This is a genomic window from Hyphomonas neptunium ATCC 15444, from assembly GCF_000013025.1.
Classification (GTDB): Bacteria; Pseudomonadota; Alphaproteobacteria; order Caulobacterales; family Hyphomonadaceae; genus Hyphomonas; species Hyphomonas neptunia.
The window spans coordinates 2,207,245-2,231,965 of record NC_008358.1 but is presented as its reverse complement, the minus strand read 5'-3'; the positions used below and the strand labels follow the sequence as shown (position 1 = coordinate 2,231,965).

22 protein-coding genes are annotated in these 24,721 nt (G+C 62.6%); 10 read left to right on the top strand and 12 right to left on the bottom strand.

Going from position 1 to position 24,721, the window contains the following annotated elements:
* A complete protein-coding gene (locus tag HNE_RS10610) occupies positions 1-540 on the bottom strand; it encodes a hypothetical protein (RefSeq protein WP_011647140.1) in 540 nt (179 codons plus the stop codon).
* A 184-nt stretch (positions 541-724) separates the two neighbouring features.
* Between HNE_RS10610 and HNE_RS10605 the strand changes: the two genes are divergently transcribed.
* The gene (locus HNE_RS10605; RefSeq protein ID WP_083759073.1) at positions 725-3,139 is read left to right on the top strand and encodes a serine/threonine-protein kinase; all 2,415 of its coding nucleotides are present in this window, start codon (positions 725-727) and stop codon (positions 3,137-3,139) included.
* On the opposite strand, the gene HNE_RS10600 is transcribed toward HNE_RS10605, so the two are convergent.
* On the bottom strand, positions 3,090-3,815 hold the full coding sequence (locus tag HNE_RS10600; protein WP_011647138.1) for a sigma-70 family RNA polymerase sigma factor: 726 nt from the start codon (positions 3,813-3,815) through the stop codon (positions 3,090-3,092). The genes HNE_RS10605 and HNE_RS10600 overlap by 50 nt on opposite strands.
* A 78-nt stretch (positions 3,816-3,893) precedes the next feature.
* On the opposite strand from HNE_RS10600, the gene HNE_RS10595 reads away from it, so the two are divergent.
* Genes HNE_RS10595 through HNE_RS10580 form a run of 4 tightly spaced genes read left to right on the top strand, consistent with a single transcriptional unit; the run spans position 3,894 to position 8,848 of the window.
* On the top strand, positions 3,894-5,696 hold the full coding sequence (locus HNE_RS10595; protein WP_011647137.1) for a YadA-like family protein: 1,803 nt from the start codon (positions 3,894-3,896) through the stop codon (positions 5,694-5,696).
* A gap of 26 nt (positions 5,697-5,722) precedes the next feature.
* Positions 5,723-6,394, top strand: a complete 672-nt coding sequence (locus HNE_RS10590; RefSeq protein ID WP_035592205.1) for a hypothetical protein — start codon at positions 5,723-5,725, stop codon at positions 6,392-6,394.
* The gene (locus HNE_RS18035) at positions 6,391-8,142 is read left to right on the top strand and encodes a vWA domain-containing protein (protein WP_011647135.1); all 1,752 of its coding nucleotides are present in this window, start codon (positions 6,391-6,393) and stop codon (positions 8,140-8,142) included. Before HNE_RS10590 ends, HNE_RS18035 begins: the two co-directional genes overlap by 4 nt.
* A gap of 4 nt (positions 8,143-8,146) precedes the next feature.
* A complete protein-coding gene (locus HNE_RS10580) occupies positions 8,147-8,848 on the top strand; it encodes a hypothetical protein (RefSeq protein WP_011647134.1) in 702 nt (233 codons plus the stop codon).
* An 81-nt stretch (positions 8,849-8,929) separates the two neighbouring features.
* Here the strand turns inward: HNE_RS10580 and HNE_RS10575 are convergent, their stop codons facing one another.
* From HNE_RS10575 to HNE_RS10550, 6 genes are all read right to left on the bottom strand, one after another.
* On the bottom strand, positions 8,930-9,526 hold the full coding sequence (locus tag HNE_RS10575) for an MlaC/ttg2D family ABC transporter substrate-binding protein (RefSeq protein ID WP_011647133.1): 597 nt from the start codon (positions 9,524-9,526) through the stop codon (positions 8,930-8,932).
* Between the two features lie 203 nt (positions 9,527-9,729).
* The gene (locus tag HNE_RS10570) at positions 9,730-10,572 is read right to left on the bottom strand and encodes a fumarylacetoacetate hydrolase family protein (protein ID WP_011647132.1); all 843 of its coding nucleotides are present in this window, start codon (positions 10,570-10,572) and stop codon (positions 9,730-9,732) included.
* An 11-nt stretch (positions 10,573-10,583) separates the two neighbouring features.
* Positions 10,584-11,321 carry an SDR family oxidoreductase gene (locus tag HNE_RS10565; protein ID WP_011647131.1) on the bottom strand — a complete coding sequence of 246 codons (738 nt, stop codon included), beginning with the start codon at positions 11,319-11,321 and terminating at the stop codon, positions 10,584-10,586.
* A gap of 1 nt (position 11,322) precedes the next feature.
* Positions 11,323-12,165, bottom strand: a complete 843-nt coding sequence (locus tag HNE_RS10560; protein ID WP_148205863.1) for an amidohydrolase family protein — start codon at positions 12,163-12,165, stop codon at positions 11,323-11,325.
* On the bottom strand, positions 12,165-13,154 hold the full coding sequence (locus HNE_RS10555) for an aldo/keto reductase (protein ID WP_011647129.1): 990 nt from the start codon (positions 13,152-13,154) through the stop codon (positions 12,165-12,167). Before HNE_RS10555 ends, HNE_RS10560 begins: the two co-directional genes overlap by 1 nt.
* The gene (locus HNE_RS10550; protein ID WP_011647128.1) at positions 13,151-14,455 is read right to left on the bottom strand and encodes an enolase C-terminal domain-like protein; all 1,305 of its coding nucleotides are present in this window, start codon (positions 14,453-14,455) and stop codon (positions 13,151-13,153) included. Before HNE_RS10550 ends, HNE_RS10555 begins: the two co-directional genes overlap by 4 nt.
* 323 nt (positions 14,456-14,778) lie before the next feature.
* Between HNE_RS10550 and HNE_RS10545 the strand changes: the two genes are divergently transcribed.
* A complete protein-coding gene (locus HNE_RS10545) occupies positions 14,779-15,108 on the top strand; it encodes an L-rhamnose mutarotase (protein ID WP_011647127.1) in 330 nt (109 codons plus the stop codon).
* Here HNE_RS10545 and HNE_RS10540 read toward each other — a convergent pair.
* From HNE_RS10540 to HNE_RS10525, 4 genes are all read right to left on the bottom strand, one after another.
* On the bottom strand, positions 15,105-15,881 hold the full coding sequence (locus tag HNE_RS10540; RefSeq protein WP_011647126.1) for an IclR family transcriptional regulator: 777 nt from the start codon (positions 15,879-15,881) through the stop codon (positions 15,105-15,107). The two genes, HNE_RS10545 and HNE_RS10540, sit on opposite strands and share 4 nt — an antisense overlap.
* Before the next feature lie 121 nt (positions 15,882-16,002).
* Positions 16,003-16,680: a TetR/AcrR family transcriptional regulator gene (locus HNE_RS18030; protein ID WP_011647125.1), complete on the bottom strand. Its 678-nt coding sequence runs from the start codon at positions 16,678-16,680 to the stop codon at positions 16,003-16,005.
* Between the two features lie 63 nt (positions 16,681-16,743).
* A complete protein-coding gene (locus HNE_RS10530; protein WP_011647124.1) occupies positions 16,744-18,192 on the bottom strand; it encodes an MFS transporter in 1,449 nt (482 codons plus the stop codon).
* A gap of 10 nt (positions 18,193-18,202) precedes the next feature.
* Positions 18,203-20,770: a TonB-dependent receptor gene (locus HNE_RS10525; RefSeq protein WP_011647123.1), complete on the bottom strand. Its 2,568-nt coding sequence runs from the start codon at positions 20,768-20,770 to the stop codon at positions 18,203-18,205.
* 191 nt (positions 20,771-20,961) lie between these two features.
* On the opposite strand from HNE_RS10525, the gene HNE_RS10520 reads away from it, so the two are divergent.
* Genes HNE_RS10520 through HNE_RS18025 form a run of 4 tightly spaced genes read left to right on the top strand, consistent with a single transcriptional unit; the run spans position 20,962 to position 24,720 of the window.
* Complete coding sequence (locus tag HNE_RS10520; protein ID WP_035592207.1) at positions 20,962-22,134, top strand: DUF2891 domain-containing protein; 1,173 nt, start codon at positions 20,962-20,964, stop codon at positions 22,132-22,134.
* Positions 22,131-23,345 (top strand): Nramp family divalent metal transporter, encoded by a 1,215-nt coding sequence (locus tag HNE_RS10515; protein ID WP_011647121.1) that lies wholly within the window; start codon positions 22,131-22,133, stop codon positions 23,343-23,345. The genes HNE_RS10520 and HNE_RS10515 overlap by 4 nt, the downstream gene beginning before the upstream one ends.
* The gene (pxpA, locus tag HNE_RS10510; protein WP_011647120.1) at positions 23,342-24,094 is read left to right on the top strand and encodes a 5-oxoprolinase subunit PxpA; all 753 of its coding nucleotides are present in this window, start codon (positions 23,342-23,344) and stop codon (positions 24,092-24,094) included. Before HNE_RS10515 ends, pxpA begins: the two co-directional genes overlap by 4 nt.
* Positions 24,091-24,720, top strand: coding sequence for a 5-oxoprolinase subunit B family protein (locus tag HNE_RS18025; RefSeq protein WP_011647119.1), 630 nt, complete (start codon positions 24,091-24,093; stop codon positions 24,718-24,720). Before pxpA ends, HNE_RS18025 begins: the two co-directional genes overlap by 4 nt.
* Position 24,721: the final 1 nt, after the last annotated feature.

The window sequence follows — 24,721 nt, the reverse complement described above, 5'->3', positions numbered from 1 at the left end:
TTACTTTACCCTCATGGAACGAACATTTTCGGAGATGGTGAAGCTGACCGGTGCCGGGCAGGGGCCGATCTCGCCTTCGATGCCAACGCCTTCGCGGCAGCGGACATTGCCGATGACCAGATCGAGGACTTCGCAGCGACCGCTGAGGCTGGTTGGACCGATCTGTCCGCCAAAATCGGTATAGCCGGTAATCTCCATAGTGAGGGCATTCTCCCCATCAAGCAGCGCCGTGACCGTGCCAGCTTCACCCCGGCGCCCACCGATGTCCGCATACAGCGTAAATTGCTCCCCACTTGGATTGGTGAGACCGGGGGCAAGCATGCAGCCGGCATCGAATTGGGTGGTGGCCTCGATCGTGACGGCAATGGCGCCTTCTTCGCCCGGCGCGGCGAGGGGCGAGGTGCTTGCGGCGGGCTCAGCGCCTGCGGCATCCTTGCTGCCATTGCTTTTGCCGGCCGTATCGCTCGCGCCGCCGCAGGCCGCCAGCGCGAGGGTCGCGGCGAGAACGGCCCAAACATGTGTTCTGTTGCGTATCGTCATTTGCTTTCTCCTGAAGCGCGCGGGGTAAACCCTGTTCAGGAGAGAAGAACGAGATGCCGTGCCAGATCCGGACATTTCTCCGTAGAAAAAATTTTCCCGCGTAATTTTCTGCCCGATGAGGGCTGGAAGTGTTTGAAATCACCGGCGAAATGTTGAACGATCCGGCGCGCGCCGCAGGGAAAGAATGATGAACAGTAAAATGCCGGACTGGCAGCAGGTTGAAGCGCTGCTGGATGCTGCCCTGGAGCTGCCTCCCGAAGATCAGGCGAGCTTTGTGCGTGGACAGACGAGTGATCCGGCGCTGATCGCAGAAGTGCTGTCGCTGCTGAATTTTGCCGAGAGCAGCGAGCAGTTTCTGGAAGCGGGACATGCGCTGGCCGATGATGATGGCGCGCCGATGGACGCGGATGCGCGTCTGGGCGCCTGGCGCATCGACGGCATTATCGGGCGCGGCGGCATGGGCACGGTTTACCGCGTACGCCGCGCGGATGGGCTATATGAGCAAGAAGCGGCGCTGAAGCTGATGCGGCCCCTGGCGCCCGAACATCTGGCGCTGTTTGAGAGCGAGCGGCAATTCCTGGCGCGGCTGGAGCATCCGGGCATTGCGCGCCTGCTGGATGGCGGCGGCGGGGCGGATGGGCGGCCCTGGATGGTGATGGAATATGCCAGCGGGGCGCCTGTGGATGTCTGGGCGCGCCAGACCGGCGCCGGGCCGCGCGAGATACTGGGCGCCATGCTGCAGGTCTGCGAGGCGATGGTGCATGCCCATGGCAAGCTGATCGTTCACCGCGATATAAAGCCCTCGAACATCCTGATCGATGAGACGGGGCGGGCACGGGTCATCGATTTCGGTGTCGCGCGGATTGCAGGGGGCGACGGTATTCATGTCGCGCCGTTGTCGCTGGATTATGCGGCGCCGGAGCTCTTTTCCGGCGAGGCGGCGACCACCGCAAGTGATGTGTACGGATTGGCGGCGACGCTCTATGCGCTGCTGGCGGGGCGCCCGCCTCTGGCGCTGTCAGACGCCCCGGTGCCAACGCTGGCCCGGCGCGCGGTAGAAGAGGTTCCCCCGCCGCTTTCGGCGCACATTCCGAAGAAGGATCAAACCGCGCTGATCCGGGATCTCGACGCGATCCTCGCCAAGGCGCTCGCCCGAAATCCTGCGGACCGCTATCCGGCCGTGGAGGCTTTCCGGGAAGATTTGACGCGGGCGCTGGCGGGGCAAGCCGTCTCCGCCCGTTCGCAGGAGCGCGGCTATGTGATGGGCCGGTTTCTGTCGCGCAACAGATGGCAGGCAGCAGCCGCGGCTGCGCTGGTGGCGAGCATGGGGATTGGCCTCAGCGCGTCGCTCTGGCAGGCGCGGGAAGCGCGGATCGAGCGTGACACCGCGCTGCGCGAACAGGCCAGGCTGGAGGCGGTACAGCAATATCTCTACTTCATGCTGCGCGACGCAGCCGACACGGCGGGCGGCACGGAAACCAGCGCGCGGGAAATTCTGGAAACGGCGGCCGGGCAGGTTACCGACATGTTCGCCACCGACCCGGCGCGCGGCGGACCGGTGATGCATACGCTGGCGGAGCTTTATCTCTATCTGGGGGACTATGAAGCGGCCGCGCCCCTGTTGAAACGGATTGTGGCGGCGCCCGAAACAGAGCCCAGCGTACGCGCGGCGGCCCATTATGATCTGTCGCAATACCATCTGCGCACGGCGGATCTGGACGCGGCAGAAGAATTGCTGACCAAGGCACAAGCTTTCTGGAGCGAGGACGCCGCGCTGTGGCGGCGCAGGCTGGTCGACAGCCGTCTTGTGGAAGCGCGCATCCTGCGCGATCGCGGTGAGATCGAAAGCGCCATCGCGTTGCTGCAAGAGCATCTGCCTGAACGTATACGCCTTTCGGGCGAGCATCACCGGCATACGGGCGTGTTCTACAATGACCTGGGCGTCATGCTGAACGCGGCGGGGCGGCGGGAGGAAGCGGCGGCGTCGCTGCGCCAGGCCTTGGAAGTCTGGCGGGTGGCTGCGCTGGATAACAGCCCGGACGCGCTCAACACGCTCAACAATCTTGCCGCTATCGAGACGCTGTCAGGGCGCCCTGAAGCCGCGGAGCCACTGTTCCGGGAAGCCGTGCAGCTGCGCAACACGCTCTACGGCGCCTCTGCCGCCACTTCCGCGCTGCTCAACAATTATGGCAAGACGCTCCTGCGGCTCGGCCGGGCAGACGAGGCGCTTCCCTTTTTGCGTCAGGCGTCAGAAATGGCGCTGGAACATGCCGGGCCGGGCAGTCTGCATTATGCCTCCGCGATTGCCGGGGTGAGCGAAGCGCTGAGCGATGCGGGCGAGCAGGAGAAATCCTTTCAGGCGGCGACTGAGGGGTATACGGCGGTTACAGCAGCGGTGGGCGAGGCGCATCCGGCGGCGGGGATCATTGCGATCATGTTGGGGCGGGCGAATGCCGAGGCAGGGGATGTTACGCGCGCGGCGGAATTGCTGGCGCAGGCCGAACGGGCGCTTGCCCCGCTGGGCGCAGGCGCTGCCAGTCAGATCGACATCATCCGGTCGTTGCGGGACCGGTATGATCTTCCGCAGGCGGTTCAATAGCCACGCCGGAGAGTTCCCGGAACAGCCAGGCGCGCGCCTTGATCCAGTCGCGCCGGATGGTGCGGTCCGTGACGCCCAGAATATCCGCCGCCTGAACTTCGGTATATCCGCCAAAAAACCGTAGCTCGACGACTTCAGCGAGTCGGGGGTTCAGCTTGCTGAGCCGGGTGAGCGCATCATCGAGCTCAAGAAGGCGTTCATCGCTTTCCCAGAATGGCTCGATGTCATCCGTCAGCGGATCTATCTTTCCGGCGCCGCGCTTGGCCGTAAGGCGGGCGCGCGCATGATCAATCAGCACGGATCGCATAGCGAGGGCGGCGGCCCGCAGAAAATGCTGATCGTCCATGAAGTTTTCTTTGCGGCGCAGTTTCAGCCAGGTCTCGCTGACCAGCGCCGTGGTTTGCAGGGTCTGCCCCGCGCCCACACGGCGGCGCTCGCGCCGGGCGACGCGGCGCAGGTCTTCCCACAATGCCGGAACGAGCCTGTCTGCAGCGGCCAGAACCTCTGGCGGCCGTTCAGAACCTTGATCGTACATCAGAAAAGGCACCCTCCGCAGCGCCGTCCCCCGACCCACACTCGCGGTTATACGTACCAGCGGAATCGACAAAGGCCAGCAAAAAATCTGGCCGGTATTTTTTCGCCTGCCAGCAGAATTTTTGTCCGGTCTCCCGCGCACACCTCGTTCTCACTTTTGAACTGGCCCGAAAAGTCCGGGGCCATCCGCCATGAGCGTTAGGGGAACAGGAGCTACCTTATGACATCTAAAATCCGGAAATCCGTATCGGGAAACACAGCGCGCTGGGCAATGAGCGCGTCGCTGCTGGCGATTGCGCTGAGCGCAGCGCAGGGCGCTCAGGCGCAGGCGCGCATCTGCACGGATGGCGATCCACCGGAAGGCTCACAAGACGGCGATGGCAACGCGGCGTGTGAACCCGATGCGAGCGCGTATGGTTTCGAAAACCTCGCCGATGGGGAAAACACCGCAGCTGTTGGCTATCGAAATACCGCTAGTGGCGCAAACAGCTCGGCCATTGGCGCGCTCAATGAAGCCACCAATAGCGAAAGCACTGCGGTCGGGTTCAGTAATACAGCGTCGGGTTCCAATTCGATCGCGATGGGTCATCTCAACACGGCGACCGGCAATTTTTCATTTGCGAGCGGTGCCTCAAACACCGCTGACGGCACTCAAGCCAATTCCATTGGTACCCAGAACCAGGCCGACGGCGACAATAGCGTTGCCGCCGGCTTTCAGAATCGGGCATTCGCGGAGCAGGCGATTTCAGTTGGTAGTTATAATTTTGCAAATGGCGCGGACGCGAGCTCATTTGGCAATGGTAACGAGGCCCTGGGCGTTGAGAGCAATTCGTTCGGCTTTGTAAACTCTGCGACGGCAACAGGCGCAAGCGCGTTCGGCCGTGCCAACACAGCTGACGGTGAGTACAGCTCTGCCTTTGGAAATGGCTCGTTTTCCATCGGTAACTCCAGCAGCGCGTTTGGATATTCAAACACCGCCAACGGCAACGGGAGCACCGCCATTGGTTATCTGAACTCCGCCAACGGCCTGGCTAGTGTCGCAATGGGCTATCTCAACATTGCTGACGGGCTCAACAGCTCGGCGTTTGGTGTCAGCTCGACCGCGACAGAAGAAGGCGCCACCGCCATAGGATATGAAGCTGTGGCCGACCGGGCTTATGCCGTCTCCATCGGCTCGGACGGCAATGAGCGCAACCTTATCCATGTCGCCGATGCGCTCGAAAGCACTGACGCGGTCAACCTGCGCCAGCTTTCTGCGGCGATGGTGGCGGTGGGCGGCGGCGGGATTGATCCTGCGCAGGCGGCCGAGATCGCCGCCCTTCAAGCCACACTCGCGACACTGCGCACCACGCTGCAGGACGCCGAAGCCCAGCTTGCCGGGTTGCAGTCGAGCGCTGTTGTCGGGATCGCAGGCGCGCCAGATGCGCTGGCCCTCGGCACGGCGTCGAATGCCAGCCAGGCGGGCAGCACGGCCATCGGGGCTGGCGCGCAGGCGACAGGTGCTCAGTCTACGGCCATTGGCCAGGGCGCGGCGGCCAGCTTCGACAATTCGATTGCCATCGGCCAGGGGGTGACCACCACACGTGCCAATCAGGTCGCCATCGGCGGCGCCTCGAGCACCTACACGATGGCGGGCATCACGTCTGACGCCAGCCGCGCGGCCCAGTCTGGTCCCGTCTATGCCGTGACGGCAGACGGTGCCGGCAACCTCGCCACCATGGATATGCAGCCCTGGTTTGCGCGTGTTGATGGGCTCGCTGCCTCGATCCAGCAGACCGATGATCGCTTCCGAAAGCAATCGGATGGTGTTGCCATGTCGCTGGCGCTGGGCGGCGCGCAGGTGTTGCAGCCCGATCAGACGTTCGCCGTGTCGGCCAATCTTGGCCACTTTGATAACTCCAGCGCCGCAGGGTTTGGCGCCATCGGCAAGGTTCATGAGAACGTGTTCGTGAATGTCGGTGTCGGGACGGGTTTCCGTTCGGGCACAGTGGGCGCGCGCGCCGGCGTGAGCTGGGGATGGTGATGAGACAGGCAGTGGGACGTACGCTGATGCTTTCTGCCCTCGCGGTTCTGGCGCTTGCCGGATGCGCGGAGGCAGAGAGCGAACCCTCCATCGCCGAGTTTGTGTTTGAGCAGCTCGGGCCCCAATCCTGCGAGCTTATGCCCGTGGAGATGGATGGGCCGCGTCTCCGGGCCATCACGGCTGAGAACCCCGATGCGCCCGTGGCGCAGGGCACGCTCAGTGGCGGTCTTGAAGGCGCGTTTTTTGGTGGCGGCGTCTATGGCGCAGACGCGGATGGCGGGCTGATTGTGGGCGTGCAGGGCGCAATGGTTTCTGCCGCCGATGACAGCGTGCAGCATCTCTGCCTTCTGGCGGTCTCGCTCGGCCCGGTATCACCGGAAGGCGAGGACGCCGCGATTGTTCCGGAGGCGGACATGGACACCGCCGCCGAGGGCAGTTTCATCGCGCCTTACCAGATTTGGGAGAAGGACGAGGCAGGCGCGCCCCGGCGTCTTGCAATCGGCACGGCGTCCTCAGGAACGGCGCGCTTTGCGCTGAACGCAGCGGGGCAACTGTCTGGCACGCTGGAGGTGGAGTTGTCGCAAGACGACGCCAAGGCATTGCCCCTCACGGCAACGCTCACCCTTCCGCTGGCGGAGAATATCATCTCGCCGGTTCCCCGCCTGAAACAGAATGATACGCAGGAGATTGCAGAATGAGTATCCTGATACCGAAACGGTTCGCCCGCCGTGCGCCGGGGTTGCGCGCGGCGATGTCTGCTGTGGCCGTGCTGGCCGCTGCCATGCCCGCCGCGCAAGCGCAGGAGGCGGAGAGCGCGTCGATCCTGATCCTCGACGCCTCGGGCTCGATGTGGGGCCAGCTGAAAGGCGGCACGACGAAGATCGAAGTCGCCCGCGATGTGATGAGCGAATATTTCCGCACGCGGAACGCGGCAGAGCCTCTGGGCGTCATCGCCTATGGCCACCGCCGCCGGGGCGATTGCGCCGATATCGAGGTAATCGCGGAGACCGGCGTACAGAACGCCGCGACGCTGTCCTCCCGCGTCAACCAGATCCGGCCCAATGGCATGACGCCGCTGACAGATGCGCTGCGCATGGCCCAGAAGCAGATCCCGAAGACGGCAGAGCGCGCGGACATCATTCTGGTTACGGACGGCCTGGAAACCTGCAAGGCGGACCCCTGCGCCTTGGCCGCGGAACTCGCTGCAGAAGGCATCGAGATCCGCGCGCATGTGGTCGGCTTCGGGCTGACCGAGCAGGAGGCGGCCTCCCTTTCGTGCATTCCGGAGGCGACCGGCGGCCTGCTGCTGCGCCCGCAAACGGGGCAGGAGCTTTCCGACGCGCTCGGCCAGATTGCTGAGGCTGAACCTCCGCCGCCGACGGAGGCTTTCTTCGACATCGGCCCGAAGGCCGAAGCGGGGCATACGTACAAGGTTTCCTATAAGGGCACGGCCAAGAACACCGATTATGCCGGGTTCACCAGGCGCGGCGCGCCGCCCCCGCCTGTCAGCGGCGCCTACGGGGTCATTGGCGGCGGAACAACTGGCAACAATCCCTTTTCCGTGACGGCGCCGAGCGAGCCGGGAGAATACGACCTGATTCTGGCGGTGCCCGCGCGCGGCGTTATCGAGCGCCAGCCGATTGAGGTGGTCGCGGCGTCCAATGGCTTTGACGCCATCGGGACAGTGGAGCCGGGCAAGCGTTTCCTGTTCACCTGGCGGGGGCCTGATCAGGTCGGCCAGCGGATCGTGATCGCGAAGCCGGGCGATCCGGGAAAGGTCTATTCGAAGAGTTGGGGTTACTCGCTCCACAAGAAAGGCAAAATGGGCCTGACGGCGCCCGCCGAGCCGGGTATTTATGAGCTGCGCTACCTCTCGGGTAAATACGAGATTCTGTTCTCGCGGACCTTCGGGGTCGGCGTGCCGTATCAGGATGAAACCCAGCCGACGAGCGCGGAGCTGTCTGCCCGCGCGGCGGCCGCCACTCAGGGCGCGGCCACACAGGATGACATACCGCTCGTGAAGGCCACCTTCCGCCTGCCCAAGGGCGCGGCGGGAGAGGCTGTTTCCTGGTCAGCGATCCCGCTGGATGTTCCGGCAACGGATGTCTGGGCGCCGCCGAGAAAGCAGGTCAGCGCAACGGGCGAGTTTGAGCCGGGCCGGTATGAAGTTTCCGCTGTCAGTGACAAGGGCGCCGAATACCGCGCCGTGGTGGATATTCTTCCCGGAGCGGCGAATGACTTCACCCTGACGCTGGCGGCAGCCGGGGGGCAGACACCTGCACCCGCGCCTGCCAAGCCTTCGCCTCAGCCTGTTTCACAAGGCGGCGGCAAAGCGGCGGCCAGCCCGGACGAGGCGATGAAGCGGCTTTCCGGTACGCCAATGAAACGCGGCGCGCTTTCGGCCGCTGAACTTGAAGCCCTGCTTGATCCTTCCAAGGAGAACTAGACCCATGCGTATTCTTTTCGGACTTGCTGCGCTGTTCTTTCTGACGTTTCCCGCGCATGCGGAATTCGTGATTGCCAAATGCTCGATGGCGGCCGGATGCCAGTGCAAGCTGGCAGACCTCACCGTCGCCGATATGGAGCTGATTACCGGTGAGAAAGCGCCGAAGGGCGCCAAGGATCAGACACTGGTAATGGTGCCGGGGCGCGATCCTTACTGGACGGCGGGAGACCGTACAGAGATCAACGTCACCTATGGCGGGATGGGGCAGTGCGATGTGCAACTGTTCAATGCGATGGCGCCGGAAGACGGCAACTGGACCCTTCAGGCGGCGGCGACAGACCTCAGCGCCTGTCCGATGCTGCGCGGAAAGAGCGTCAATACTGGCGGCCTAAAAAGCGCCACGCGCAACATTCAATGGGGCGGCAAGTTTCACCCCTCCAAACTTGCCGATGCCGGGAATGTCGAGCAGCGCTGGTCAAAAGTTGGCGAGAACAGCTGGCGGGGCACAATGGTGGACGATCAGCGGGCCGGGGGCGGGGCCAGCGTGATCCACGGCTACACACTTGTCAGCCCACGCCTGATCCGGGGCTATTCCCTCTTCACTTTCAATATTGATGTGCCTGCGGAGGAAGCCGCCATCCTGGCTTCCATGGGTATGCCGATGAATTGCCGCAGCTATACGCCGTTCACGGCGCGCAAGAACTGAAGCCTTTTCCAGAAACGGAAAGAGCCGGAGGCCTCAGGGGCTTCCGGCTCATCTCTATTCCGATAAGGGGTTCAGTTGCGGTTAGCGCGCCGAACCGATTTCCTTGATCAGCTCATTCACGTTGCCGCCGTTCTGGTCGAGCATCGCCTGGAACTGGGCGCGCTGTTCGATGGCGAACCATAGGCCCATTGCTTCAATGTCTGTGACTTTCCAGCCATCATTCTCGGTTACGCGCCAGCTGACGGTGTGTTCTTCAGAATCGGCGCTCACCTTGGTGGTGACGATGGCGTCGCCCGGCTTGCGTTCCACCGTGCGGAGGATTTCGACTTCGGCGTCGGAGAACTCGGCCAGATGCTCGCGCAGTTGTACGCGGGCAAACTGACGGAAGGCCTTAACGAAGCTGGCCTGGGTCGCGTCATCCATGGTGCGCCAGTGGCGGCCCATGGTGAAGGGGGCGACGCGGTCCACGTCGATCAGTTCGAGGATCGCGTCGGCTTCCTGATCGCTGATCTGGTTGTCTTCCAGTGCCGACAAGGTCCGCTCGACGGCCGTGTTGACCACCGCTTCCGGTGTCGCGCCGACAGCAGCGGCGGGTTGGGCGATTAGGGCGGCCGACAGGAGGAGCCCTGTGATCGCTGTACCGGTTTTGAAGGCAGGGAGGGTCTTCAGGACTTGCATGATCGGCTCCGTGGGGTCTGTTCGGTCGTTTGCTGGGATGTGACTTGGAATGTGACTGGGGGAGGAACGTCTTGTGACGCGAATAGGTTCCCGCGCTTTTCAGGCGGGGCTGCTATCAGCAGGCAAGCGTGTCCCAAATTGTCCCAGTTTGTCCGGATTTGTCCCGCAACTGACCGTATTTGTCCGTGCCGCGACGCCCTGTGTCAGGCGTTGATGCAGACCTGGCGCTGGTCGCCAAGGCCTTGAATTCCAAGGGTTACCGTGTCGCCCGCCTTCAGATAGAGCGGCGGTGTGCGCGACAGGCCCACGCCCGGAGGCGTGCCTGTGGAAATCACGTCCCCCGGCTGAAGGCTCATGAATTGCGAGAGGTAGCTGACGATATGCGCCACCCCGAAAATCATGGTCGAGGTCGACCCCCGCTGCATGGCTTCGCCGTTAACATCCAGCCACATGGTAAGGTTTTGCGGGTCGGTAATCTCGTCGCGGGTGACGAGCCAGGGGCCGATCGGGCCGAACGTATCGGCGCTTTTTCCCTTTACCCACTGGCCGGTGCCCTCAAGCTGGAAGGCGCGCTCGGAGACGTCGTGAACCACGCAATAGCCGGCGATGTGGTCCATCGCGTCTTCTTCCGAGACGTATTTTGTGTGTTTGCCGATGACGATGCCGAGCTCGACTTCCCAGTCGGTTTTCTCCGATTTGCGGGGGATTTCGAGATTGTCATTCGGCCCGCAGATGGCGCTCGTCGCCTTGAAGAACACCACGGGTTCAGCAGGCACTTCGGCGCCGGTTTCGGCGGCGTGATCGGCATAATTCAGCCCGATACAGATGAATTTTCCGACATCTGCGACACAGGGGCCGATCCGGCTGGCGGCCGGGAGCATGGGCAGGGTGGCAAGGTCAACCTTGCGCAACTGCGCAAACACGGCATCGGACAATGCCAGGCCATCCCAGTCATCCACCAGGTCGCTGACGTCCCGCATATTGCCGCTGGAATCAAGAACTGCCGGCTTTTCGCGCCCCGGAGGGCCAACTCTGAGGATCTTCATTGCATCCGCTCCTAATTTGTCCAGCCGCCGTCAACGACGTGAATCGCGCCCGTCGTGAAGGATGCCTCATCTGAGGCGAGATAGACGGCGAGGTGTGCGATCTCTTCGGCGGTGCCGAGGCGGCCCATGGGCTGGCGCGCGATGAACATCTGGCGCGCGCTGTCATAGTCGCCCTGCGCCGACATACGGCCCTGTAGCGAGGGTGTATCAACCGTGCCCGGACAGATGGCATTGCAGCGAATGTTGCGGCCCGCATAATCCGCAGCGATGGCTTTCGTGAGCCCGATCACACCGGCCTTGGTGGCGCCGTAAGCAAAGCGGTTGGGCGCGCCGACGACGCTGGAGGCGACGGAACTCATATTGAGGATCACGCCGCCGCCATGTGCCAGCATGTTTGGCAGGGCTGCGCGGGAGGTTTCATACATGGAGGTGAGGTTGACCAGGAGCGAGCGGTCCCAGTCATCCCGGCCGCAGGTCTCGATCGTTCCATGATGGACCCAGCCTGCGACATTGAACAGAATGTCGAGATCGGGATGGGTCGTGAAGAGGGCCGCGATGGCGGCGGGATCGGTCACGTCCAGAAGCTGTGTTTCGATGTTGGCTGTACCCTTGAGGGCGGCGAGCGCCTCGGCGCTGATGTCTGTGGCGATGATGCGCGCGCCTTCGCGGGCAAATGCCTCGGCGGAGGCGCGGCCAATGCCGGCGCCCGCGGCGGTAATCAGTGCTTTTTTGCCTGCTAGCCGGCCCATGTCATGCTCCTGATCTGTTGAGGTAGATGCGGCGTGCGTTGGTGGCCCAGACATCCTGTTGATGATCCGGGAAGAAACGAGCGATGAGCCGCGCGCTTTGATCGGCCCAGGCGGCGTAGCTGCCCGCCAAGTTGAGCACCGGCCAGTCGCTGCCCCAGAGGGTGCGTTGCGGGCCGAAGCAGGCCCGCATGTGGTCCACAATCTCTCCGATGGCGGTATCATCCGTGTGCGGGCCAGCCTCGGTGAGCAGGCCGGATAGCTTGCAGGCAACGTTCGGTCGTTCGGCGAGGGCGCGCAGGTCATCGCGCCAGACGGCCAGATTTCCGGAAGCAATCTGGGGCTTTCCGCCATGATTCAGCACGATCTTGAGGGCGGGGTGGCGATCTGCGAGCTGTGTCATGACTGGGATGAGATCGGCGCGCGCATGGCCATCGAAAACGAGGCCGTGGCGCGCGATGGCGTCGAGAATGGGGGTGAAGGCGGGTGCAAGTATCCATTCCGGGTCCGGAAGATCGGCGATCATCGGGCGTAGGCCGAGCATACGCGGATCGGCGGCGCGGCGGGCGATTTCATCTACGGCGCCGGGCGCTTCAAAGTCCACCCATCCGACAACGCCGGCCACGCGGGCATCGGCTGCTGCCAGCGAGAGGAGGTAGTCGGTCTCTGCGGCGGTCGCAGCAGCCTGCACGAGAATGGTTTGCGAGATGCCGGCAGCTTTGGTTTCTTCCCAGCAGTCATCGATCTGGAAGTCACGATAGATGGCGCCGAGATCTGGCGTCATCCAGTCATAATCCCCGCGCGCGAGGCGCCAGACGTGCATATGCGTGTCGATCTTTTCCATCATCACACCGGCGCATCCTGAGAAATGAGCCCTTTATTCTTCAGCGCGTCCCAGAGGCCCGGATCGATGTCGCTGGCAATCCAGTCAGCAATCTGACGAACCTGATCTGGCGAGCGGGCGCCGGGAATGACGGAGACCACTGCCGGGTGGGCGCTGCAAAACTTCAATGCGGCAGCAGGAAGGGATGTGCCAAACGCCTCGCAGACTTCGCGCAGCTCGGCGGCGCGGTTGATCGCCCAGTTTGGCGCGGCGGCATAATCATAATGCTGAGGGTCGCCGGGTGCCGCGGCCAGAAGGCCGGAATTGAAAGCGCCGCCGATGATCACCCTGACGCCCGCGCGGTGGCATTCATCCAGAAAGCCGAGCGAAGAGGCGTGCTCCAGAAGGGTGTAGCGCCCGGCGATGAGGAGCACATCCAGGGGGGTGTGCTCGAGCACCTCGCGGCAGACATCCAGCTCGTTGACGCCGAGCCCGATCCACTTTGTCCGGCCTTCCCATTTCATGGCGGCCATTTCAGGCAACGCTTCTTCCAGCGCCTGCTTCATTATTTTGGGATGGGCGGCGCCGTGTGTCATCTCGCCGATGTCGTGGAGCAGCAGGACATCCACGGACTGTACGCCCAGCCGGGTCTGGCTGTCCTCGAACGACGCGCGTATGCCGCCCGCCGAATAGTCGAACACCGGAATAAAGGGGGCTGGCGCCTCGAATCCATTGTCCGGAATTGGCCGGTTGCCCGCAGGCTCCAGCCGTCTGCCTACCTTGGTCGAGAGGCGCGGCGTGTTGCCGGTGGCCCGGAGATGCGCGCCGACACGATGCTCGCTGAGGCCGTGACCATAGAAGGGCGCCGTGTCGAAATAATCCAGGCTTGCCGCCTGCGCGGCGTCCAGAGTTTCCCGCGCCGTCTCATCAGAAATAGCCGTATACAGATTTCCGAGCCCCGCCGCACCGAGGCCGAATTCCGGCAATATCAATGCGGGGGGCTCTGAAATCATGAAGCGACGGTTTCCTCCGCCCAGACTTTGCCATGGGGAAATTCATGATCGGCCATGCTCTGTGGCCAGAGGTCGACCGAATATCCCGGCGCGCTGGGTACCAGATAGCGCCCGTTGCGGATCTCGATGGGATTGCGGAAATGCTGGTGCAGGTGCGCGGCGTGCTCGATCACGCGGTTTTCCATCGTGCCGGAAATGCAGACGAAATCGATCATCGAGAGGTGTTGAACATATTCGCAGAGGCCGACGCCGCCGGCATGGGGACAGACAGGGATACCGGCCTTGTCGGCCATCAGCATGACAGCGATGACTTCATTGACGCCCGCAAGACGGCAGGAATCGATCTGGCAGAAGCCGATGGCCTGCGCCTGCAGGAATTGTTTGAACATCACCTTGTTGTGCGCGTGTTCGCCGGTGGCCAGCTGAATGGGCGCGACCTGGCGGGCGATCTCCTTGTGGCCGAGCACATCGTCCGGGCTCGTAGGTTCTTCCACCCAATAAATGTTGTAGGGCGCGATGGCCTTGATCGCGGCGACGGCCTGGTCGATGTTCCAGACCTGATTGGCGTCGACGCTGAGCTTCACATCCTTGCCCAAGGTTTCGCGGAACAGGGCGCAGCGGCGCACATCGGTCGCAAGATCACCGCCCACCTTGATCTTGAAGTGGCGCCAGCCTTCCGCATACGCCCCTTTGAGGAGCTGGACGATCTGGGCATCGGAATATCCGATCCAGCCCGCGGAGGTCGTGTAGGCCGGATAGCCTTCTCGCGTAAGGAATTCGATGCGCGCAGCCTTGCCCGGCGCCTGCTGTGTCAGGCGGTGCAGGGCTTCCTCCTTACTGAGGAAATCGCTGATATGGCGGAAATCGATGGCCGAGACGATCTGTTCGGGAGACATATCGGCCACATAGCGCCAGAGCGGTTTTTTGGCGCGTTTCGCCAGCGCGTCCCAGACGGCGTTGATGAGCGCAGCGGCGGCAAGATGCACGACGCCTTTTTCCGGCCCAAGCCAGCGATACTGGCTATCGTTCAGCAACAGGCGGGAGGCGAGGCCGAGGTCGGCTTCAAACTCGTCCAGGCTGCGGCCGATGAGATGTTTTCCGAGCCCTTCGATGGCGGCGACGCAGAGATCATTGCCGCGCCCGATGGTGAAGGTGAGACCATTGCCGGCCGGATCACCGCCGCGCATTTTCAGCGTGACATAGGCGCAGGAATAGTCCGGGTCCGGATTCATCGCGTCGGAGCCGTGGCTGTCCCGCGATGTGGGGAAGCGGATGTCGCGCGCTTCGATACTGTCAATCATGCCGTGGGCTCCAGGCTGGCGATGGTAAGGGAAATGCGGTGGGGCAGTTGCACATCTGATCCTGGCCCTGCCATCGCTGGGGACGGGTCACAGCCTGCGCCGATCTGCATTTATCCTCCCGTTGGGCTCCGTCTCATGGGTGGCCTCGTCTTTACTTGTTAAGCAAATGACGTTTCATATGCAAGCATAGAGTTTGTATATGAACTTGATTTGACCTTGCGTCAGGGCCGTTTGCGAGGCCGAAGGCGCAGGACAGACGTAAATCGGGCCGCGTATATGTTCGTGAAGAGTGCGGCGCGCAGGGAGACCAGGAGAGGACGCGAATGCTTCGAAAAGCGATGATGATCCGGCTGAATCCGGAGAAAATGGAAGAATACAAACGCCTGCATGCGGATGCCTGGCCGTCGATCCTGCGGCAGATTACGGCCTGCAATATTCGCAATTACAGCATCTTCCTGCGCGAGCCGGAAAACCTGCTTGTCGGCATGTTTGAATATCATGGCGCCGATTATGACGCCGACATGCAAGCGATGGCGGACGATCCGGAAACGCAGCGATGGTGGGCGTTGACCGATCCCTGTCAGAGCCCGCTGGAGTCAGTGGCGGAAGGAGAGTGGTGGGCGCCGATGGAAGAGGTCTTCCATCACGATTAACGTCCCGCAGATGCCGCGTGGCCCAGCGTTACGGAAATGCGCCGGGCGGCATCCGCAACAAGGTGAGGCGCCTCGTCCAGGGACACCTTCGCGCGCCGGGTGACGACGAAAGGTACAGTCAGGCTGGCGATGGCGCCGCTGCTGGCCGCATCGAAGATGGGGGCGCCAATGTCGGTCACACCGTCGACCATCCGGGAAGGCATACAGACGAATCCGGTTTCGCGGACTTGCTGCGTCTGGGCATGGAGCGCTTCCAGCTCGGCGGGCGTTGCGCCGGTGGCTTTGAGGTCTTCCAGCATTTTTGCCTCCTGCATGGGCGAGGCGAATGCGAACAGGACCAGACCAGAAGCCGATTTCATGATGGATCGGCGATGGCCGAGGCGCACGCTGAAGCCGACATCATCGGGGCTTTCAGTCCGTGCAATGACGACAATCTGTTCAGAGCTGACGACGGCGAGCTGGATGGATTGCATCATCTGCGAGGCGAGCGCCGACATCTCCGGCAGGGCGGCTTCATGCAGGTCCATCTTGGGCGGCGAGCGCATGCCCACTTCAAACAGGCGGTTCGATAGTTGCAGTTTTTCGGGGTCTTCGGTGCGCTCCACATAGCCGCGCATTTCCAGTACGACGACCATGCGGTAAATCTCGCTGCGGGAGCGGCCGATGTTCCGTGCAATGTCGGAAATGGATTGAGGCGTGCGCAGGCTGGCAAGGCATTCGAGAATATCGAGGCCCTTTTCCAGGGCGGGTGCTTTATAAGGGGCTTCCGTCATCGACTGCCAGTGTCCTCAGATTGATTTGAGCGGTTTTATATATGAACCAAAAACCTGCGTTAATCCACAGGTGACTCTGGTTGGCCGCTCAGTTTTTTTACGGATTGTATTGGCGCAGGGATCAGGCGCTGGGGTCTCTGGCCTTGAGCATATGCTTGGCGGCGCGTTCCGTAAGATTGACCGCTTGCTCGATTTCCTCGGCGAGATTGCGCTTGCCGGGCGCCTGCGCCCATCTTTCATGAGGCAGGATAAGACATTCCACAACGAGCGCGGCGATCAGATCGGCGAGATAGCTGGTGGTTCGGTCGATGTCATATTCACTGGCAATATATTCAGCGTACAAACCCTTTTGTCCGTATTCGTAGGATGTCCAGGCGAATGCCAGTTCCTGATCCTTACGCAAGTTGTTCCAGAGCGCCGCGTCAGGCTGGGAAACACTGCGCCGGTTGGCGGCATAGGTAAGGGCTTCTTCGCGGAAAAACTCAAAGAACGGCCTGGAGCCGCGGGCCGCAAGGACACGGTCCCGAAGTCTGTCGACCGCGTCATTGGCCAGACTGGTGGCCAGCTCGTTCTTGGAATTAAAGTGCATGAACAGCGTGGTGACGTGAATATCCGCCTCGTCGGCAATATTCTGCATCGTGGTTGCCGAGAACCCCGATTTGCTGAACTGCCGGACGGCCACCTCAAGTATCTTGAGGCGTGTGCGCCTGCGCCGCTCGGTCCGCCTCGGATATTTGATCTCCGAAGCCGTATCCCCCTGAGCAGGTTCCGGCTTTTCCGTTTTAGGGGTTTTGGCCATTACAACTCTCTTGCCGGGGGTCAGTGTGGTCTTGCGGGTATTCTAGGGTGGAACGCGGTGCCGTCAAAGTTGTTCGGCCCTTTTGCGGGCCAATGTTTCAACGGCTGATTCGTGATCCTTCTTCGTTACAGGATAAAAGCTCATGATGACGAGCGCCGTGGACGTGAACACGAATGTTGCAAGTGTCAGGCCCAGTGCCAGGTCGTTTATCGTCGAGAGCGCAACAGCGCCCGGTTTTGCGTCATCTGGAAAGCCGACAAAGGCGAGCAGCAGCCCCGACACCAGAACGCCCATGCCTGACACAGTTTTCCCGATGAAGGTGGACGCAGAAAACAGAAGACCCTCCGACTGGCGGCCCGTGGAGAGCTGGATCTGATCGGTGGCGTCGGCAATCATCGAGGCTGTCAGGATGGCGGCGGCAACGACCGACATGGCAACGAGCGCCTGAAACGCGAAGAGGATGGGCACAAGGGCCGGGTCGCCATTGACCGGAAACATTTCGCCAAGACGCAGCAGCACCGGCGTGACAATGCCCGCGAGCGTCACAGCAAACAGAACGAGGGTCGTCCATTTCTTGCCGAAGGCCTTGGACAGGGGCAGGGCGATCACCAGCGCCAGAATGACGCCGAGCAGCCCGGCCGAGGTGAGCAGGGCGATCTGATCGCTGCTCAGCTCCCAGAAGTAAGCCTGCATATAGATGGTCAGGGCCGCGTTCAGGCCCCCCGCCATCGAGCCGAAAATGCTGCCGATGAAGATCGGTGCGTTGACCCGATGAAACAGGGTGGCAAACATTTCCCGCATCGTCTGGATCAGCGGTTTGCGCTCTGGTGGCGGAAGTATGACAAGGCTGGAGATGCGGTTATGCGTGCCGATGGTGGAGGCAAAGATGGCAGTGGCCATCAGGGGCGCTGCAATCCACGCATAGGTGTGATAGCCGGCACTGTCGAGCAGGCCGCCTTCGGCCGTTGCGTCATCGGCAAAGATGGCGGTGAACACGAAGATCCCCATCAGAATGCCCCCGGCCACGCCGAAGAAATACCGGTAGGACACTAGCTCTGTGCGCTCGTGATAGTTCTGGGTGAACTCGGCCAGGAGCGCCGTGGACGGAATTTCATACACGCCGATGAATGTGCGCGTTATGGTCGTCATGATCAGAAGATAGGCAAACAGGATGAGGTGCGAGGCGTCAGCGGGCGGGAACCAGAGCAGCAGGTAGAATATCCCGACCGGAATGACCGAAGCATACATGAACGGATGGCGCCGCCCCCATTTGCTCCGCAGGCTGTCAGACCATTGCCCGACCACCGGGTCCAGGATGGCATCCACGACCATGGCCAACATGATCGCGGTGCCAACCCAGGCCGCAGGCAGGCCCATTACCTGATTGTAGTAGATCATCAGCAGGGCGTTGAAACCATGGTCCTTGATACCGAACGCGATGGTTCCAACCCCGTAGATGAGCTTCGTCGCCCAGGGTAATTTTCCTGCCTTGCGGGTCACGGCGTGTTCCATGCCCTGTGGATCAGAAGCTCATCTGCAACTGAACGCCATAGGTGCGCGGCGGGGTCAGGTAGAGCGTATTGGCAAAGCCGCCAGCCGGAATGGCCGTCTGCGTGCCGGTTGCCCCGTCATAGCCCTGCTCATCGAACACGTTCTTGACGTAGCCGACCACACGGTAACGATCCTGCGGGCTTTTCCAGACACCGATGAGGTCAACCTGATCGAACGCCGGGGTTTCCGTGTACGACCGGTTGAAGACGCCGTGATAGGTTGCGTCCTGCCAGGAATAGTTGCCCGAAACCGTCAGGTCGCCAATCGAGCCCAGCGGAATGTCATAGCTGGCATTGAGGCCCAGCTTGTGAGGCACCGTGCGGGGCAATGTCTGGCCTTTCAGGTTCTGCGGCTGGTTGCCGTTGGCATCGATCGGGCCAACGGGCTGGGCGCCGGGTTGCAGGCCAAGCGGGTCCACAACGTCGATGAAGCAGCAGGCATTGCGTATCTCGGAGTCGTTATAGGCATAGCTCGCCATGATGCGGAGTTGATCCGTAGGCGTCCACAGCGCTTCCAGTTCAATGCCTTGCGCGCGTGAATCCTCGATGTTGAAGAAGCGCGTGAGCCGCACACCGTTTTCCACCACATCCAGCGGGGCCTGAAGGCCGTCATAGGCATAGTAGAAATAGGTTGCGTTGAGTTGCAGCTGGTCGCCGATGGATTTCTTCGCGCCCACTTCGAAGGCGTCCAGAAGCTCCTTGTCGGTCAGCGGGAACTGGCTGATGCCGCCAGCATTGAAACCGCCGGATTTGTAGCCACGGCTGTAGCGCGCGAAGTAGTTCGTCGCCGCATCCGGTTGCCACTGGATGCCTGCAACGCCGGACAGGGCGCTCCAGTCATGCGCAAGGCGGCGGCTGGCAAGGCCCGTTACCGGATCAATCACGACCGGGCTGTCGACACCCTCGGCGTCGGTGTAGGACGCGGTGGCTGCCGTCAGGTCGAGCACGGGCGCGAGATTGCCCGAACCACCCAGCGTGAAGCCGGGCACGATGCCATAGCCGAGAACGCGCAGCTGTTCCGAGCCGTACTTCTCGTCCTTCGAATAGCGCAGGCCACCTGTAAGGGTCACCGTATCCGTAACCGCATAATCGGCCTGTCCGAAGACGGCATAAGATTTGGTGTTGAGGTCTGAAATTGCCGTTACATAATCCCCGCTGGGATTGGCAGGGCCACCCACAGGGGCCAGCATTTCCGGCTGGGCTGCGTTGCCGAAATGCGACTCCTGATGCGCGTCTTCGTAATAGGCATAGGCGCCTGCGATCCACCAGAGATCTGAATCGGTCGTGGACTGAACAGTCAGCTCATGGCTGGAATAGGAGCGGTCTTCGATATAGCCGAAGGTGCGGGCAGGATTGACGGTGGCCGCAGCGCAGACCGGGCCGAGGTTCTCCAGAAGCCAGGCGCAGTTTGGCCCGCCGGTGAACACTTCGCCCGCCGCAATATTCGCCGAATCAAGCGGATAGGAATACGACAACATATCCGTATTGTCGTCATCGCGGTTGGAGACATAGTCGAAGATCCGGTAGCCGCCGCTGTATTTGATGTCGACAGTCGGCAGGCTCCAGGTGGCAATGGCGGCGAAGCCATAATTGCCGTCTACGGTGGATTCTGTCGGCGTGTTGGCGTTGAACTTGCGGATGTCCGTAGCGCCGGGGTTGGTGGTTGTAGACCCTGTCTGCGTAAAGCCAGGCATCAGGTATCCGAAGGCGTTTCCAGGTGTCAGATAGCCGGGCGGGAAGGGGAAGGGATCATAGGGCGAGGCAAGGTTTGTGCTGCGGTTGCGCAGGTCCGCGTCCAGATAATCTGCCTTGAGCCAGAGATTGAAGTTCTCCGCCGGGTCCATGTCCAACTGGAATTCGGCGTAGGTCGTTTCGTTCGCGCCGCCCTCGCTGGGGCCGCCCGCAACGTTCTTGTAATAGCCATCTTCCTGATTGCGGAACGAGCCGCCAAGCTTGGCACGGATATTTTTGGCAATCGGGCCGGAGATGGCGGCTTCAACTTCCGAGGTCTGATAGTTGGCAATGCCTACGCGCGCCTCGCCGGTGAACGTATCGGTCGGGCGTTTGGAGATGACGTTGATCGCGCCGCCAATGGAGTTGCGGCCATACAGCGTGCCTTGCGGGCCGCGCAGAACTTCAACGCGCTCGACGAAGAAGTCGCTCTTGCTGACGGCGCTGGTGGAGGAATCATAAATGCCATCGGCATAGGTTGCCACGCCGGGATCGGAGCCGTTGGTGTTGGTCTGGCGGCCGATGCCGCGGATGAACACGCGGTCGTCGCCCGCAGAGAAAGCGAGGCTGGGCGTGAAGCGCGCAAAGTCCGACAGGCTGTCGAGCGCGAGGTCCTGGCGCATGTCTTCGGTGAAGGCCGTCACGGAGACGGGAACATCATTCAGGCTCTGCTCGCGCTTTACGGCGGTCACGGTCACCTGTTCGAGGCGTTTCACCTCTGTCGATTCGGTGTCTTCCTGGGCAATGGCCTGGCCAGTGGCAACAATGGCCAGCGCGCTAGCGGCTGCCCACAAGGATGGTCTTTTCATCGCAATATTCCTCCCAATCATCTTTTATGAGTCAGCCATATGCTAGATGATTTTCGGCAGGATATTATCGATTAATCTACTTGCATAGTGTTATCTTGATTTCCCTATGGGCAAGGTCGGGGCGCGCTGCCGCTTGCCTCTGCCGTCTGCCAGCTGTTACCCGTGGGAAAGAAACCTTGGGAGCGCTGGACATGAAAAGTTTGATACTGGCTGCAGGTCTCAGCGTCCTGGCCCTGGCGGCCTGCTCGCCTGAGCCCGCAAACGACGCACCCGCCGCAGAGGTCCCGCCTGCAGCAGAGGCCGGGGCGCATGCCGATCCGCTTGCAGACCTGCCACCGCCACGCGAGGGCGTCGTGACAGACCGTTTTGCGCGGCTCGCGCTTTCCTGCGTTCACAAGGACTATCCCAACAAGATCAGCCACGTGTTGAATTCCGCCGCCGATGCCGCCACGCCGCGCGAGCTGTATCCGGCTTTCTATGGCTGCTTTGACTGGCACTCTTCGGTGCACGGGCACTGGCTGCTTGTGCGTATCCTGAACACTGATCCGGAAACGCCCTACGCAGACGCCATCAAGACGGCCCTCGCGCAAAGCTTCTCGGAGGAGAATATCGCGGGCGAGGTCGCCTATTTTCAGGCGCCGGACAGGGCGTCGTTCGAGCGCCCCTATGGCACCGCCTGGTTCCTGCAACTGATGACCGAGCTGCGCGAGGCAGACTTTCCCGAGGCGGCCGAATGGGCGGGCACGCTGGCGCCTCTGGAAACCCTGATCGCCGACTATACCAGCGCCTGGCTGCCAAAGCTCGTCTACCCCATCCGCGCGGGCACGCACAACCAGACAGCCTTTGCCTTCGGCCTGATGATCGACTGGGCCGACGCGACCGGCAACACGGCCTTCCGTGAACAGATCGCTGCCAAGTCGCGGGAGTTCTACAGCGGGGACGTCTCCTGCCCGCTCGGCTACGAACCCTCGGGCGAAGACTTTCTCTCGCCCTGCCTGATGGAGGCAGACCTGATGCGCCGCGTGATGGACCGGGAAGCGTTTGCCGCCTGGCTGACCGCCTTCCTGCCGCTGATCCCGCAGGATGGGAATGGCGACTGGCTCGCGCCGGGCGTCGTGCTCGATCCCTCTGATGGCAAGCTGGTTCACCTCGATGGTCTGAACCTGTCCCGCGCCTGGGCGCTCGAAGGCATCGCCTCTGCCTTGCCGGAGGCCGATCCGCGCCGGCCGGCACTGCTCGCCTCGGCCGCCCTGCACAAGGAAACCGGCGTCGCCTCGGTCAGTGAAGAGCATTATGCCGGCAGCCACTGGCTCGCCAGCTTCGCCACCTATCTGGAAACCCGCCGGGGCCTCTCCGCCGAATGACGCGCAAATTCTCCATTGGTCCGGGCGCGCTGGTTGCTGCCGCCTTCATTGGTCCGGGTACGGTGACGGCCTGCACGCTTGCCGGGGCCAATTTCGGCTTTGCCCTCGTCTGGGCGCTGGTCTTTGCCACATTCGCGACAATCATCCTGCAGGAGATGACCGTGCGTCTGGGCATCCTTGGGGGCGCGGGGCTGGGGGAGGCGCTGGTCGCGCCGGGTACGCCGGCGGCGCTCAAATGGGGCGCCATCGTGCTGGTACTGGCCGCGCTGGCGCTGGGCAACGCTGCCTATGAGGCCGGCAACATCACGGGGGGAGCCCTCGGCATGCGCGCCATCCTGGGGGAAGGAGAGGGCATTCAGCGCATCACGGCGCTCGCAACGGGCCTCCTCGCGGCGCTGATTTTGCTGCTCGGGCGGTACAAGACCCTTGAGCGCGTCCTGATCGGTCTCGTCCTCCTGATGAGCCTCGCCTTTGCCGCCAGTCTCGTGCTCGTAAGGCCCGACATCGGCTCCATGATCGGCGGCCTGCGCCCCACGCTGCCCGATGGCAGCCTGCTGACGGCCATGGCGCTGATCGGGACAACCATCGTGCCGTATAATCTGTTTCTCCATGCGGCGGCTGTCCGCGAACGCTGGAAGGAAAACACAGAAGCCGGCCTCAACGCCGCCATCGCCGACACGCGCGTGTCGGTTGGCCTTGGCGGCCTGATTTCCATCCTTGTGCTGAGCACGGCAGCCGCCAGCCTCTTTGGCGCAGGCATGGTGATCTCCAGCGGGGCGGACATGGCCTCGGCGCTGGAACCTGCCTATGGGTCTGCGGCGCGCATCCTGGCGGGCGCCGGGCTTTGCGCGGCGGGGCTCTCCTCCGCGATCACCGCGCCGCTGGCAACGGCGTATGCCGTATGTGAAGTGACGGGCCGGCCCAAGTCGGGCTGGTTCTTCAAGGGCATTGCGCTCGCCATCGTGTTCATCGGCCTGAGCGTGGCGCTGCTGGGTATCCGGCCGGTGGAGCTGATCCTGATTGCGCAGGTCGCCAACGGCCTCCTGCTGCCCGTCGTGGCTGCCTTTCTGCTCATCACCATGAACCGAAAATCGGTACTCGGCAGCCATACCAACGGGCCGGTGCGCAACGCGCTCGGCGTCCTTGTTGTTCTGGTCGCAGCGTTCCTCGGGCTCCGCCTCATCCTGCGCGCGCTGGGCATCTGGCCATGACGCGCAGCATCTGCCTCAATGCAGATATCGGCGAGCTTCCCGGCGAAGCGGGCAGGGCGCTCGACCATGCGATCCTGGATGTTGTTTCCCGGTGCAGCATCGCGTGCGGTGGCCATGCGGGCGATGCCGAGTCGATGGCAGAGACGCTGCGGATGGCGAAGGCGCGCGGCGTGCTGGCGGGCGCCCACCCCTCCTATGCGGACCGGGAAGGGTTCGGCCGTTCCCGGAACAATGTTTCTCTGCCGCAGCTGGCATTGTCCTTGAAGGAGCAGGTCGCCAGCCTGCTCGCCATCGCGGCGGCCACCGATACCCAGGTCCGCCATATCAAACCCCATGGCACGCTCTACAATGATGCCGCCCGCGACGGTGAGCTTGCCACCCTCACGGCAGCGCTCTGTGTTGACGCCGGGATCAACACTCTGCTCGGCCCGCCGGCCTCCGAACTGGAGCGCGCCGCCCAAGCTGCCGGCCTCACCTATGTCACCGAAGGCTTTGCCGACCGCGCGTATGAACCAGACCTCAGCCTGACACCGCGCGCGTTGCCCGGCGCCGTTCTGGAAGACCCCGCCGCCCAGAGCGCGCAAGCTCTGAGCATGGCCCTCGACCAGCAGGTCAGGGTGCGCACCGGGACCTTTATTCCTATCCGTGTTCAAACAATCTGCCTGCATGGCGATACACCCGGCGCGGCCCGGAGCGCGGCGCTCCTGCGGGCCGCGCTGGAGCAGCAAGGAATTACCATCCACCCATGAGCCTGTGCGAGATTTTTCCTGTGGGGGATGATGCAATCGCGGTGAAGGCGGCCGATCGCGCCGCGCGTCATGCGCTGGCGGCAACCCTTCGCGCGTCCGGAAGATGGCGCGACGTGGTGCCCGGAAAAGGAGAGGTGACCGTCCAGTTTGATCCGATCGCCCTTCCGCCCGCAGAGGCGCGTGCCCTCCTGACGCAGCAGGCGCAGGAAGATCAGCAGACAGAAAAAACGCCCGCGCGCTGCATCCGGCTTCGCATGCGGGTGGACGCAGCTTCAGCGCCTGATCTTGAGCGCGTTGCTGCCGAAAACGCCCTGACACCGGAGGCATTTCTGACACGCATCTGCGCGTCTCCGTTACTGGTTGACATGATGGGCTTCACGGCGGGCTTTGCCTATGTCGCGGGCGTTGACGGCGCGCTGACAGCGTCTCGCCTGCCGGCGCCGCGCCAGAGGGTGCCAGCCGGTTCGGTCGGCATGCTTACGGGGCAGTTGGGCCTTTACGCGCTGGCCGGCCCCGCGGGCTGGCCAATCATCGGCGCTATCACCGAGCCGCTGTTTGACATACGCCGGGATGCGCCGTTCACACTGGAGGCGGGCATGCAGATCAAACTGGCGATCGAGCGATAAG